Genomic DNA, 12,580 nt, shown 5'->3' with positions numbered 1-12,580 from the left:
GGACTACCTTATCTAGTAGTAGTTCCTCCCATGCTTTGTTGAGCCATTTGAACTAATTTTTTAGTCATGTTTCCACCAACATATCCATTTTGTCTTGATGGTAGATTTCCTTTATCCATTGAATCATAATTTGCCATACCTAATTCGGAAGCAGTTTCTAATTTCATTTGATTAAGTGCTTGTCGTGCTGCAGGTACTAATATTCTGTTACTTCCACTATTATTGTTATTTGTAGTCATTTTTTTATCTCCTTTCAAAGTTAAATTTGTATTTATAAGGTTGTGTAGTAGTATTATGTGTAGAAGTACAGATTATAAACCATGTAAAATTATGTACCATTGCCCATTACTACTAAAATATCCATTAATATCAAAATTCTTTACAAGAAAATTGAATTAAATAAATACTATTATTACGGAAAAACGGAAAAAAGTTCGAAATTACGAAATAAGATATTTTCAATTGTTATAGATAATTAAATATGATTAGTACGGAAAATAGGAAAAACTATTTTCTTTTTTTTTTCAAATTATGTAAATCACATAAAAAATTTATGGCATGATTGTTGCTTGTATATTTATTATTAACATATTAATTTATCTTAAATACTAAGAATTTTAAGTTTTTAGATAAGATAATAATAAATTTAGATAAAGTTTTATTTTATGTGAAAGGGTGAGATCACTATGTCGAACTATATATTTGCACAATGTGATACAGTAGAATTAGTAAAAAAATATGATACACCGTTATATGTTGTATCTGAAGATTACATTGTAGATAGGATTGCTGAAATCAAAGAAGATTTTATAGAAAAATATGATAATGTATGGGCAGTATATGCTAGCAAAGCATTTTTAACAAAAGAAATGGCAAGGATAGTTAATAGAGAAGGAATAGGAATAGATGTAGTTTCTGGTGGAGAATTATATACAGCTATTAAAGCTGATTTTCCTATGGATAAAATAATTTTTCATGGCAACAGTAAAACTTATGAAGAATTAGAAATGGCCATAATCAATGAAGTTGGAAGGATTGTTGTAGATAATTTAGATGAACTGCATCAATTAAATGAATTGGCTAAAAAATACGACAAAGTTATTAATATTCTTTATAGAATTACACCAGGAGTAAGCATTGATACTCATAAGTATATACAAACTGGACAAGTAGATTCAAAGTTTGGAGTTCCTTTAGGAGAAGATAGGATATATGAGGCTATAGAAAAGGCTATAAATTCATCTAACATCAATCTTTTAGGTTTCCATTTTCATGTAGGCTCTCAGCTTCATAAAAATAATACCCATTTAGAAGCCATAGAAATTGGTATAAATGTTATGAGAGAAGCAAAAGAAAAGTTTGATTTTGAAACTAAGGAACTTAACGTTGGTGGTGGATTTGGAATTAAGTATGCTGACAGTGAAAATAGAAAACCTATAGCTTTTTTTACAGAACCTATAATGGAAAAAATTATTTCTACATGTAGTAAATTCAAATTAAATATGCCTAAAATCATTATTGAACCAGGAAGATGGATAGTAGGAGAAGCTGGGATAACTCTTTATAATATAAATTCAGTAAAAGAAATACCTAATATAAGAACTTACGTTGGGATTGATGGTGGTATGCCTGATAATCCAAGACCAAGTTTATATAATGCAAAGTATGAGGCAATTATAGCAAATAAAGTAGATGAAAAACCAACGGAATTAGTAACTATAGCCGGAAAATGTTGTGAAACTGGAGATATTTTAATTTGGGATTTAAAAGTGCCTAAAATACAATCGGGAGATATATTAGCTGTATTATCGACAGGTGCATATAATTATTCTATGGCTAGCAACTATAATAAAATACCTAAGCCAGCAGTAGTTATGATAAAAGATGGAGTAGATAGAATAATAGTGAAAAGAGAAACCTATGATGATATACTTAGAAATGAAGTATAAAAATAGGGGTGAAATTTAAGTGAAATTTGATAAGTTGGTAGCTGCTGGTAATGATTTTCTATTATTCAATGGAATAGAAAATCATATTGAAGATTATAGTAAGTTAGCTTTAAATACTTGTAATAGACATTTTGGTATCGGTGCTGATGGAATTATGATATGTGAAGAAAGTAGCATAGCAGATATTAAAATGATTTATTATAACTCTGATGGAAGTCAAGGTGAAATGTGTGGAAATGGTATCAGATGTTTTGCGAAGTATATTTATGATTATGGTATAGTAAATAGAAGTAGTATATCAGTAGAAACTTTGGCTGGAGTAAAATATGTTGATATTCAAGTTAATAATTTTAATAAAGCAGAAAAAATTAAAGTAGACATGGGATATCCTATATTTGAAGCAGAAAAAATCCCAATGAATTTAAATAAAGATAGGGTCGTTAATGAAAAAATTAATATTGATAGTAGGGAATATGAATATTCGGCATTACTAGTAGGTGTTCCACATGTTGTGATATTTGTAGAAGATATTAAAGAAATAGATATAAACTACATAGGTAAGAAAATCGAAAATCATCCTACTTTTCCCAGGAAAACAAATGTAAATTTTATTGAGATAAATAGCAGAAAAAACATTAATATATATACTTGGGAAAGGGGAGCTGGAAGAACCTTAGGATGTGGAACGGGATCTTGTGCTAGTGTAGTAATAGGCAACATATTGAATAAGTTAGATAATACTGTAGAAGTGACTACAGAGGGAGGGAATATTACTGTAGAATTGGATGAAAATTTTAAAATATATATGTTAGGTGGTGCAAACCACATTGCTAGTGGAATCCTCCAAATTTCTTAATTATAAATAACTAAAAACTCTCTAATTCTAGAGGATTTTTAGTTATTTTTTTAATTATTCTATAAAAGTCTTATAGACTAGTTTAATTTGACTGGTTTAAATGATATAATTTATTGAAGAAAGTACATATGAACAGGGGGGAAAATATATTGGAACAACTTTTAGTTGGTGTAAAAAATCTTCACTTAAATCAAATACTAATGTTTATCATTGGTGGGATTCTGATTTATCTAGCTATTAAGAAGGATTACGAGCCTATGCTATTGCTGCCAATAGGATTTGGAGCAATTTTAACCAATATTCCCGTAGTGCCGGGGATTCCGGGAATCGCCAGTGATGAAGGAATACTAGGAATATTGAAAAATGCTGGCATATTAAATGAATTGTTTCCAGCTCTTATATTTATTGCTGTTGGAGCTATGATTGATTTCACACCTTTACTACAGATGCCATCTATGCTTTTTTTTGGAGCAGCAGCCCAATTTGGAATCTTCATGACTATTATTTTTGCGTATTTTCTTGGATTCGATTTAAAAGAAGCAGCTTCTATTGGAATAATTGGTGCTGCTGATGGGCCAACTTCTATATTTGTAGCTTCCAAATTTGCAGAACATCTTTTGGGTCCAATATCCGTAGCTGCTTATTCTTATATGTCTTTGGTACCAATAATACAGCCTGCAGTTATAAAGTTACTTACAACTAAAGAAGAAAGAAAAATAAGAATGGATTATAAAGAAGTAAAAATATCAAAGACAGTAAAAATTTTATTTCCGATAATTGTTACTATAATAGCAGGAATTATTGCACCTATAAGTGTTACTTTGATAGGATTTTTAATGTTTGGCAATCTTATTAGAGAAAGTGGTGTATTAGAAAGATTGTCTCAATCAGCACAAAATGAATTAGCTAATTTAGTTACCTTATTATTAGGTATAACTATTGGCTCAACTATGACAGCAGAAGCGTTTATAAATATAAAAACGGCTATGATAATGGGATTAGGTTTGGTAGCTTTTATATTCGATACTGCCGGTGGAGTATTGTTTGCTAAATTTTTAAACTTATTTGTTAAGAAAAAGTATAACCCAATGATTGGAGCAGCAGGCATATCTGCTTTTCCCATGTCAGCTAGAGTTATACAAAGATTAGCTAAAGAAGAAGATCCTATGAATTTTGTACTTATGCAAGCTGTTAGTGCCAATGTAGCAGGTCAAATAGGATCTATTATTGCTGGTAGCATAGTTCTAGCATTATTATCTTAGGAGGTATATTATGCTATTTAAACTTTTAGTATATGGAATGGGAACTACTTTTTTTGTTCTTATATTATTTTATTTTGTGATTAGAGGATTGGTTAAGTTGTTTCCCGAAAATTGAAAAATATTTCCAGTTATTTAAATTTCCTCCTTGATTAGGAGGCTTTTTTATAATGTAGAAATGTATAAAGTTAATACAAGATATATTTCAAGAAAGAAGTTTCTATATAAGTATAGTTACTATCAAATTTATTAAAAAGGTAACTAGAATAGCTACGACAGAAGTTAATAAAAAAGCAAAGATCGACCATTTATAGCTTCCAGTTTCTTCTTTAATAGTAAGAAGAGTGGTTCCACAAGGAAAGTGTAATAATGAAAATAACATAAAATTTAATCCAGTGACGAATGTCCAGCCATTGTTTAAAAGAAGAGATCTAAGAGCATCTATATTTTCAAGATCTAATAAAGCTCCTTTTGACATATAACTCATAATAAGAACTGGTAAAACTATTTCATTTGCAGGCAAACCTAATAAAAATGCCATAATAATAAATCCATCTAAACCTAATAATTTTCCAAAGGGATTAAGAAAGTTTGCACATATATTGAGAATACTAGTACCATCTACTGTAACATTAGCAAATATCCAAGTTACAGCACCAGCAGGAATAGCTACCATAACAGCTTTACCCAATACAAACAAAGTTCTATCAAAAATACTCCTAACTATAACCTTTCTCACTTGGGGTCTTCTATAAGGAGGTAATTCCAAAGTAAAGGTAGATGGTATTCCTTTAAGGAAAGTACTAGATAGAAACTTAGATATAATTAAAGTTATTCCTACACCTATTAGTACCATAGCTAGAACTGATAATGCAGCAATTAAAGAGCTGTATTTTTCATTAAATAAACTTCCGATAAATATAGTAGATACGACTATTATTAAAGGAAATCTTCCATTACAGGGTACAAAATTGTTGGTAAGTATTGCTATCAACTTTTCACGAGGTGAATCGATTATTCTACAGGCTATAACTCCAGCAGCATTACAACCAAAGCCCATACTCATAGTTAATGCCTGTTTTCCTTGGGTTCCTGCTTTGTTAAAAAGGTGATCTAAATTAAAAGCAATTCTTGGAAGATAGCCTAAGTCTTCTAATAAAGTAAACATAGGAAAGAAAATTGCCATAGGAGGCAGCATGACAGAAATGACCCAAGCTAAAGTTCTATAAACTCCAAGAATTAGAATACCATAGAGCCAATCAGGTGAATTTATTGAATACATAAAACTACTAAGAGTATCTTCAAATCTAAATAAGATTTTTGCTAAAAGTTCTGAAGGATAATTAGCACCAATTATTGTTATCCAGAATATTAATCCTAGTAGAAGGATCATTATAGGATATCCTGTAACTTTACTAGTTAAAATATCATCTAATTTCTTGTCCCAATGTCTACTATTTTCCTTATCTATTGATACTACTTGTTTAGCAATTTTTTCTGCTTCTTCATATATATTGGAGACTATAGAGTAGTTTACTTCCTTATGTGATTGAGTCAGCTCTTCTACTTCTCTTAATACTTCAAGGCTTTTATTATTAGAAATTATTTTTTTAATTTCTTCTTTCATAGATAAGTCTCCATCTAAAAGTCTAAGGGCTACCCATCTAGAATTATATTTATTTTCTAAGTAAGGACCTAGTAATTTTTCTATTTTAGAAATAACTTCTTCAATTTCTTCATTATATATAACTTTTTTAGGTTTAGGATTTAGCTGTCCTTCAGATATTTTATGAATTATTTCTAATAACTTATCTACACCTTTACCATCTCTTGCTACAGTAGAAACTACAGGAACTTGAAGAATCTCTTCTAATTTTTCTATATCAATATGAATTCCTTTTTTTTCAGCCTCATCTACTAAGTTTATACATAATATAACATTATTGGTAATTTCCATTACTTGAAGAGCTAGGTTTAAATTTCTTTCTATATTGGTTCCATCTAGAACAACTATGGTCATTTCAGGGTTTTCAAAACAAATAAAATCTCTTGCTATTTCCTCCTCTTGAGAATTTATAAATAAAGAGTAGGTGCCAGGTAAGTCTACAAGCAAATAAGAACTATTCTTATAATCAAAATAACCTTTAGCATTGGATACAGTTTTTCCTGGCCAATTACCTGTATGCTGCCTTAATCCAGTTAAATAGTTAAATAAGGTACTTTTCCCAGTGTTAGGATTGCCAGCTAAACCGATTACAAGATCTTTAGGATTTTCACTTATTAAAGTTTTTCCGTATTCTTTACTTACATTTGATATCATAATAAATCTCTCCTATAAAATTTTAACTAAAATATTTTTTGCTTCTTCTTTCCTTATAGCAATAATAGTCCCTCGAATATTATAAGCTATTGGATTGCCAGCAGGATTAAGTCTTTCCGTTTTAATAACTGTATGAGGGGTTATGCCTAGATCTAAAAATCTCCTTTTTAGATCATTATCATCTAAGTATATTACTTGACCAAATTGACCAACAGGTAAATTAGATAGGGGTAAATTACTATCCTTCCCTTTCATGGACATCCTCCTTTCATAAACAGATTTATCACCTTATGTTAATTTTAGTATATGGATTTTTACTCAATAATGTTCATTAATATTAAGTGGAACATTTAATAAAAAATTACGTAATATGTAGAGACAAGAAAATTAGTAGGAGGTCGAATTTATGAACACAGAACATGGATATGACAGAAGAGCAAATAATGAATTAGCAAGAGCCTATATACCTTTTCAAACTATGAATCAAGTATATGATCCAAGAGAAGCTTTGAAAAGAGGGACCTTATTTCCAGAGTTATATAGACCTTATATAGTGGATGAAAGCAAAGATAGGGGAGGTAGATATTATGGATAGAGAGCAAATGGATTCTCTAGTAGAATTAATGGAAACTTCTTTTGTTATAACAGAAACAGCCCTTTATTTAGACACTCATCCTAATGACGAGAGAGCCCTACAACTTCATAATACCTATTCTCAAAGATATTCTGAATTAAAATCTATATACCAAGCAAAATATGGTCCTCTAAAAAATACAGAAATGAGCAGATACCCTTGGGGTTATATTGATGGACCTTGGCCTTGGGAAATTAACTTTACTAATTTTTAGAGGAGGATATTTATGTGGATATATGAAAAAAAATTACAGTATCCTGTAAGGGTTGATACTACTAATCCAACTCTTGCTGCCATGATAATAGAACAATTTGGAGGACCCGATGGAGAACTTTCAGCAGGAATTAGATATTTAACTCAAAGATGGACTATGCCTACAAATCAGGCAAAAGCAGTTTTAACAGACATAGGTACAGAAGAACTAGCTCACTGGGAGATAATTGGTACCTTAGTTTGGAGACTAGTAAAAGATGCACCTGTGGATAAAATTAAAGGTACACCTTTTGAAGCTCACTATGTAAACCATGGAAAGAGTCCTTTTCCTCATAATGCAGCAGGAGCAAACTGGACAGCATCATATATTCAATCAAAAGCTGATCCAGTAGCAGATTTACATGAAGATATGGCAGCAGAAGAAAAAGCCAGAAGTACCTATGAATATTTAATAAGAGTTAGCGATGATCCAGGAGTTACTGATGCCTTAAGATTTTTAAGACAAAGAGAAATAGTACATTTTCAGAGATTTGGAGAAGCATTAAGAATTGTACAGGAAGATATGGATTGTAGAAAATATTATTAAGAGAAGATATTCTTCTCTTAATAATTGACATATAAATTGTAATATCGTAATATATAGATAAAAGGAAATTAAGGAGGATTACAGTGAAAGTCGATATGAATATATTAGAAGAGAAAGCAGAAATATTAAAGGCAATAGCTCATCCTTTAAGACTTTGTATAGTAAAGGGTCTGATTGAGAAAGGTGAGAATAATGTATCTTATATGCAAAACTGTTTAGAAACTCCTCAATCCACTATATCTCAGCATCTGGCAAAACTAAAGGCTGCTGGAATTATTGATGGTGAACGAAAAGGAACAGAAGTCTATTATAAGGTAATAAATGAAGATGTTAAAAAAATTGTAAGAGATTTGTTTTAAGAATAATGATATAGAAAAAAATTATGTAAGCAAAGATTTTAAATTTATTTTATATATCATAAATCGTATTATTACTATATATAAATATAAAGATTAAAATTAAGGGGGAATGTAAAATGAATAAAAGAGTTTTAATTATTGGAGGTGTAGCAGGAGGTGCTAGTTCATTAGCAAGGCTTAGAAGGCTTGATGAAGATTTAGATATAGTATTATTTGAAAGAGGAGAGCATATATCTTTTGCTAATTGTGGCTTACCTTATTATATTGGAGAGACTATAGAAAATAGGGATTCACTTTTAGTTCAGACGCCAGAAGGAATGAAAAACAGATTTAATGTTGATATTAGAACTAATAATGAGGTTACTAAGATATTAAGAGATGAAAAAAAGATAGAAATTAAAGATTTAAAAAATGGCAATGTCTATACTGAAAGCTATGATTATTTGATTATTTCTACAGGATCTACTCCTATTAAACCACCTATTCCTGGAATAGATGCTCCTAATATTTTTAGTTTATGGAATATTCCAGACACAGATAGAATAAAAACATATATAGAAACAAATAAACCAGAGAAAGCTATTGTTGTTGGTGGTGGATTTATTGGTTTGGAAATGGCTGAAAATCTTCATAATTTAGGAATAAAGGTATCTATTGTAGAAATGCTGGATCAAGTAATGGCTCCTATGGATTATGAAATGGCTCAAATAGTCCATGAACATATAAAATCTAAGGGTGTAGATCTTCATTTAAAAGATGGGGTTAGTACTTTTGAGTATAAGGATGGAGTTACAGTTGTTACCTTACAAAGTGGTATAAAAATAGAAGGAGATATGGTTATTCTATCTATAGGTATAAGACCTAATGGAGAATTGGCAAAAGAAGCAGGTTTAGAAGTGAATCAAAAGGGTGGAATTATAGTTGATAAATATTTGAGAACTTCTGATGAATATATATATGCTATAGGAGATGTTATAGAAGTAGAAGATTTTATAAATAAAACAAAAGTCATGGTTCCTTTAGCAGGACCAGCCAATAAACAAGGCAGAATAGTAGCCAATAATATAGCTGGGAAGAAAGAAGAATATAGAGGAACTCAAGGAACTAGTATAGCCAAAGTATTTGATTTGACTGTAGCTAACACAGGAAACAATGAAAAAACTTTAAATAGGTTAGGAAAAGAATATAAAAAAGATTATCTAATATCTTTTATACATGCCAATTCTAATGCAGGATATTATCCAGGAGCATTACCTCTGACTATTAAACTTATATTTGACATGAGAGGAAATATTTTAGGTTCTCAAATAGTAGGCTATGATGGAGTGGATAAAAGAATAGATGTTATTGCAACCGCTATAAGGTTCAAGGGAACTGTTTCAGACTTGAAGGAACTAGAACTAGCTTATGCACCACCTTATTCTTCGGCTAAAGACCCAATAAATATGGTAGCATTTGTAGCAGATAATCAATTGACAGGCATGGTAGATATAATTCTTTGGAATGAGATTGAAAAATTAGATAAAGAAAATACTATATTTCTGGATATAAGAGAGCCGATTGAAAGGGAGTTAGGGTATATAGAAGGTTCAATTAATATTCCTTTGGGAGAATTGAGAAGTAGATTAAAGGAAATAGATAAAAGCAAATTAATAGTTCCCTATTGTGCCATTGGATTGAGAGGATATATTGGAACAAGAGTCCTTAAACAAAATGGGTTCAATGTTAAAAATTTAGCTGGTGGATATACAACTTACAAGACTATGTTCCACCAAAATAAGGATTTTAATATATACAATGATCAAAATGGAAGCTTTAAAGGAAAATTTAGTGACTCTGGTGAATACAAATTAGTAGAAAAAAAAACTAAAGAAATAGAAACTTTTAAATTAAATGCTTGTGGATTATCCTGTCCTGGTCCAATAATTCAAGTTTATGAAAAGATGAAATTATTGAAAGATGGTGATATGCTAGAAGTAACAGCTACAGATCCTGGATTTATTAACGATATTGAAAACTGGTGTAAGAATACTGGAAATATACTTATAAAGACAGAAAAGGTAGATAAGGGTTTTCTTGCAGTAATAAAAAAAGGCTTAAATGAAGAAAAAGTATCTATACCCGGAGTCATAGAAGAAAAGGATGAAAAAACTATTGTAGTTTTTAGCGGAGATTTAGATAAGGCTATAGCCTCTTTTATTATTGCTAATGGAGCTAAAGCTATGGGTAGTGAAGTAACAATGTTCTTTACATTTTGGGGATTGAATATTCTAAGGAAAGACAGTAATATTAAGGTAGAAAAAGGATTTATGGATAAGATGTTTTCTAAAATGATGCCGAAGGGAAGCAAAAAATTAGGTTTATCCAAAATGAATATGGCAGGAATGGGATCTAAAATGATACGAAAGGTTATGAATGATAAAAATATTTATTCTTTAGAAGAGCTGATAGATCAGGCTATTGAATCTGGAATTAGATTTGTTGCATGTAATATGTCTATGGATGTAATGGGAATTTCTAGAGAAGAACTGATTGAAGAAATCGAAATAGGGGGAGTTGCTACCTATTTGTCTTCAGCAAATAAATCTAATGTAAATCTATTTATATAGACAACATTATATAAATAGGTTACAATAGGAATGTAAATATTTTTTATAAGGGGGGATTTTCATGAATGCAATGACGGCAGAAAATTTACGATCAGCTTTTGGTGGAGAAAGTCAGGCACATATGAGATATAGAATTTGGGCAGATAAAGCCAATAAAGATGGTTTTCCAACTGTAGGAAGATTATTTATGGCAACTTCTGATGCTGAAGAAGTTCATGCTACTCTTCACTTTAAAGCTTTAAAAGATGAAAAAGGTGATTTTTCTGTAACCGCAGGGGCTGGATTTGGCCTTGGAACAACATCAGAAAACCTTCAAGGAGCAATTAATGGAGAAATTTTTGAAGTTGAGCAAATGTATCCTGCATATATAGCTGTAGCAGAAATGCAAAATGAAAAGGCAGCTATATCTGCTATGAAATTTGCTATTGCAGCAGAAAAGGTTCATGCAGAGTTATTTACAAAAGCTAAGGAAGCTGTAGATGGAGGAAAAGATTTAGAAGCAGAAAAAATATTGTTATGTCCAATATGCGGATTTATAGCCTTAGCTGATGAACATGATAATTGTCCACTATGTAAAGCTAAAAGAGAATTATTTGTAGAATACTAATAAGACACCGAAAGGTGTCTTAATTTTTTAGGCAAACCTTTTCACGAAGATGTAAGAATGTGAGTAAAATATTAAGTTTGGAGTCAACATTAATTAATGATAAAATATAAGTAGCAGATAACTATAGAAGGAGTGCTTTTAAAATGTTGATTGAAACCCTTACCTTGTCTTTATTAATAGGAAAGCTTAGAGGTGGAAAGATAAGGAACTTAGAATGGTTAAATATAAAAGGGTGGTATTTGTTTGTAATTAGTTTCATATTGGAAATGATAAGTTTATTAATAGTTTCTAGGAGTAATGGTAAACTAAGTGGTATTATAGAAAATAATTTTTTTTATATTCATATTATAGTATATTTATTTTTAATACTAGGTTTATCTATGAATATAAGAGAAAAGGGTCTATTGATTACCCTGTTAGGATCAATATTAAACTTCATTCCGTTATTGGGAAATGAAGGAAGAATGCCGGTTTCTATTAAGGGACTTAAAAGTTCCCATTTATATGAGCAATTGACTTTATTGGAAGAAGGAAAGATATTAACTCATACTTTATCACATAAGGGGACGAAACTTTATTATCTATCAGACATTATACCAATATCTCGACCCTATCCTTTTCCAAAGATTATAAGTATAGGAGATTTACTAATAGCTATAGGATTATTTGTTTTAATCCAGTATTATATGACGAATAATTCTAGAAGAGGCAAGATGATAACTATTTCTTATGGTGGAAAATAAGTAGATAGGTTTTTATAATAGAAGGTAATTTTTAATAGAGAAGTTTTTGTTAAAACGTTGTTTAAATCAAGTTTATACTAGGAAAATTCATATTTTCCTGTGAATTATAAAAGGGTGGATACTAAAGAGCTGCCCATGGGAAACTAAAAATATTAATAAAATCTAGGAGGTAAATATAATGTTTAAACAAGAAGTTATATTACAAAATGAGACAGGTTTACATGCAAGACCAGCTAGTTTGTTTGTGAAGGAAGCATCAAAATATACTGCTGATATTAAGGTTACAAAAGATGGTAAAGATTATAATGCAAAAAGCATTATGGGAATACTTAGTATGGGAGCAGCAAAAGGTGATAAGATTATAATTCAAGCTGAAGGTGATGACGCTGAAACAGCTGTAAAAGAATTAATAAGCTTAGTAAACAATAAGTTTAACGAATAGGAG

The 12,580-nt window shown here is 30.3% G+C and carries 15 protein-coding genes; 12 read left to right on the top strand and 3 right to left on the bottom strand.

The window, feature by feature from the left end; all coding sequences use genetic code 11:
• Window positions 1–8 precede the first annotated feature (8 nt).
• Window positions 9–239 carry an alpha/beta-type small acid-soluble spore protein gene (locus tag KQI42_RS11115; protein WP_216519774.1) on the bottom strand — a complete coding sequence of 77 codons (231 nt, stop codon included), beginning with the start codon at window positions 237–239 and terminating at the stop codon, window positions 9–11.
• A gap of 447 nt (window positions 240–686) precedes the next feature.
• Here KQI42_RS11115 and lysA point away from each other — a divergent pair, with 447 nt between their 5' ends.
• From lysA to KQI42_RS11095, 4 genes are all read left to right on the top strand, one after another.
• Complete coding sequence (gene lysA, locus KQI42_RS11110) at window positions 687–1,949, top strand: diaminopimelate decarboxylase (protein ID WP_216519772.1); 1,263 nt, start codon at window positions 687–689, stop codon at window positions 1,947–1,949.
• Window positions 1,950–1,968: 19 nt separating this feature from the next.
• The gene (gene dapF, locus KQI42_RS11105; protein WP_216519771.1) at window positions 1,969–2,805 is read left to right on the top strand and encodes a diaminopimelate epimerase; all 837 of its coding nucleotides are present in this window, start codon (window positions 1,969–1,971) and stop codon (window positions 2,803–2,805) included.
• A 149-nt stretch (window positions 2,806–2,954) separates the two neighbouring features.
• On the top strand, window positions 2,955–4,067 hold the full coding sequence (locus KQI42_RS11100; RefSeq protein WP_216519770.1) for a sodium ion-translocating decarboxylase subunit beta: 1,113 nt from the start codon (window positions 2,955–2,957) through the stop codon (window positions 4,065–4,067).
• A 10-nt stretch (window positions 4,068–4,077) separates the two neighbouring features.
• On the top strand, window positions 4,078–4,182 hold the full coding sequence (locus KQI42_RS11095) for an OadG family protein (protein WP_216519769.1): 105 nt from the start codon (window positions 4,078–4,080) through the stop codon (window positions 4,180–4,182).
• Between the two features lie 102 nt (window positions 4,183–4,284).
• Here the strand turns inward: KQI42_RS11095 and feoB are convergent, their stop codons facing one another.
• Both feoB and KQI42_RS11085 read right to left on the bottom strand, forming a co-directional pair.
• A complete protein-coding gene (gene feoB / locus KQI42_RS11090) occupies window positions 4,285–6,384 on the bottom strand; it encodes a ferrous iron transport protein B (RefSeq protein ID WP_216519768.1) in 2,100 nt (699 codons plus the stop codon).
• Between the two features lie 12 nt (window positions 6,385–6,396).
• Window positions 6,397–6,639, bottom strand: coding sequence for a FeoA family protein (locus tag KQI42_RS11085; RefSeq protein WP_216519767.1), 243 nt, complete (start codon window positions 6,637–6,639; stop codon window positions 6,397–6,399).
• Window positions 6,640–6,790: 151 nt separating this feature from the next.
• Between KQI42_RS11085 and KQI42_RS11080 the strand changes: the two genes are divergently transcribed.
• The 8 genes from KQI42_RS11080 (at window position 6,791) to KQI42_RS11045 (ending at window position 12,577) form a co-directional block, all read left to right on the top strand.
• Window positions 6,791–6,979 (top strand): spore coat associated protein CotJA, encoded by a 189-nt coding sequence (locus KQI42_RS11080; protein ID WP_216519765.1) that lies wholly within the window; start codon window positions 6,791–6,793, stop codon window positions 6,977–6,979.
• Window positions 6,972–7,232, top strand: a complete 261-nt coding sequence (locus KQI42_RS11075) for a spore coat protein CotJB (RefSeq protein WP_216519763.1) — start codon at window positions 6,972–6,974, stop codon at window positions 7,230–7,232. The genes KQI42_RS11080 and KQI42_RS11075 overlap by 8 nt, the downstream gene beginning before the upstream one ends.
• A 12-nt stretch (window positions 7,233–7,244) precedes the next feature.
• Window positions 7,245–7,817, top strand: a complete 573-nt coding sequence (locus tag KQI42_RS11070) for a manganese catalase family protein (RefSeq protein ID WP_216519761.1) — start codon at window positions 7,245–7,247, stop codon at window positions 7,815–7,817.
• An 83-nt stretch (window positions 7,818–7,900) separates the two neighbouring features.
• Entirely contained in the window at window positions 7,901–8,176 is a 276-nt protein-coding gene (locus KQI42_RS11065) for an ArsR/SmtB family transcription factor (RefSeq protein ID WP_343231684.1), read from the top strand.
• Window positions 8,177–8,292: 116 nt separating this feature from the next.
• Window positions 8,293–10,785 carry an FAD-dependent oxidoreductase gene (locus tag KQI42_RS11060; RefSeq protein WP_216519759.1) on the top strand — a complete coding sequence of 831 codons (2,493 nt, stop codon included), beginning with the start codon at window positions 8,293–8,295 and terminating at the stop codon, window positions 10,783–10,785.
• Window positions 10,786–10,846: 61 nt separating this feature from the next.
• A complete protein-coding gene (locus KQI42_RS11055; RefSeq protein ID WP_216519757.1) occupies window positions 10,847–11,392 on the top strand; it encodes a rubrerythrin family protein in 546 nt (181 codons plus the stop codon).
• A 143-nt stretch (window positions 11,393–11,535) separates the two neighbouring features.
• A complete protein-coding gene (locus KQI42_RS11050) occupies window positions 11,536–12,135 on the top strand; it encodes a DUF5317 domain-containing protein (protein WP_216519756.1) in 600 nt (199 codons plus the stop codon).
• Between the two features lie 178 nt (window positions 12,136–12,313).
• On the top strand, window positions 12,314–12,577 hold the full coding sequence (locus KQI42_RS11045) for an HPr family phosphocarrier protein (RefSeq protein WP_216519754.1): 264 nt from the start codon (window positions 12,314–12,316) through the stop codon (window positions 12,575–12,577).
• Window positions 12,578–12,580: the final 3 nt, after the last annotated feature.

This window comes from Tissierella simiarum (genome assembly GCF_018917865.1).
Taxonomy (GTDB): domain Bacteria; phylum Bacillota; class Clostridia; order Tissierellales; family Tissierellaceae; genus Tissierella_C; species Tissierella_C simiarum.
This window is presented reverse-complemented; position numbering and strand designations above follow the sequence as displayed.

Bases quoted from the DNA above. Each gene is read 5' to 3' on its own strand.
- KQI42_RS11115 (WP_216519774.1), bottom strand. From the start codon at position 239: ATGACTACAAATAACAATAATAGTGGAAGTAACAGAATATTAGTACCT.
- lysA (WP_216519772.1), top strand. From the start codon at position 687: ATGTCGAACTATATATTTGCACAATGTGATACAGTAGAATTAGTAAAA.
- KQI42_RS11095 (WP_216519769.1), top strand. From the start codon at position 4,078: ATGCTATTTAAACTTTTAGTATATGGAATGGGAACTACTTTTTTTGTT.
- feoB (WP_216519768.1), bottom strand. From the start codon at position 6,384: ATGATATCAAATGTAAGTAAAGAATACGGAAAAACTTTAATAAGTGAA.
- KQI42_RS11085 (WP_216519767.1), bottom strand. From the start codon at position 6,639: ATGAAAGGGAAGGATAGTAATTTACCCCTATCTAATTTACCTGTTGGT.
- KQI42_RS11080 (WP_216519765.1), top strand. From the start codon at position 6,791: ATGAACACAGAACATGGATATGACAGAAGAGCAAATAATGAATTAGCA.
- KQI42_RS11075 (WP_216519763.1), top strand. From the start codon at position 6,972: ATGGATAGAGAGCAAATGGATTCTCTAGTAGAATTAATGGAAACTTCT.
- KQI42_RS11070 (WP_216519761.1), top strand. From the start codon at position 7,245: ATGTGGATATATGAAAAAAAATTACAGTATCCTGTAAGGGTTGATACT.
- KQI42_RS11060 (WP_216519759.1), top strand. From the start codon at position 8,293: ATGAATAAAAGAGTTTTAATTATTGGAGGTGTAGCAGGAGGTGCTAGT.
- KQI42_RS11055 (WP_216519757.1), top strand. From the start codon at position 10,847: ATGAATGCAATGACGGCAGAAAATTTACGATCAGCTTTTGGTGGAGAA.
- KQI42_RS11050 (WP_216519756.1), top strand. From the start codon at position 11,536: ATGTTGATTGAAACCCTTACCTTGTCTTTATTAATAGGAAAGCTTAGA.
- KQI42_RS11045 (WP_216519754.1), top strand. From the start codon at position 12,314: ATGTTTAAACAAGAAGTTATATTACAAAATGAGACAGGTTTACATGCA.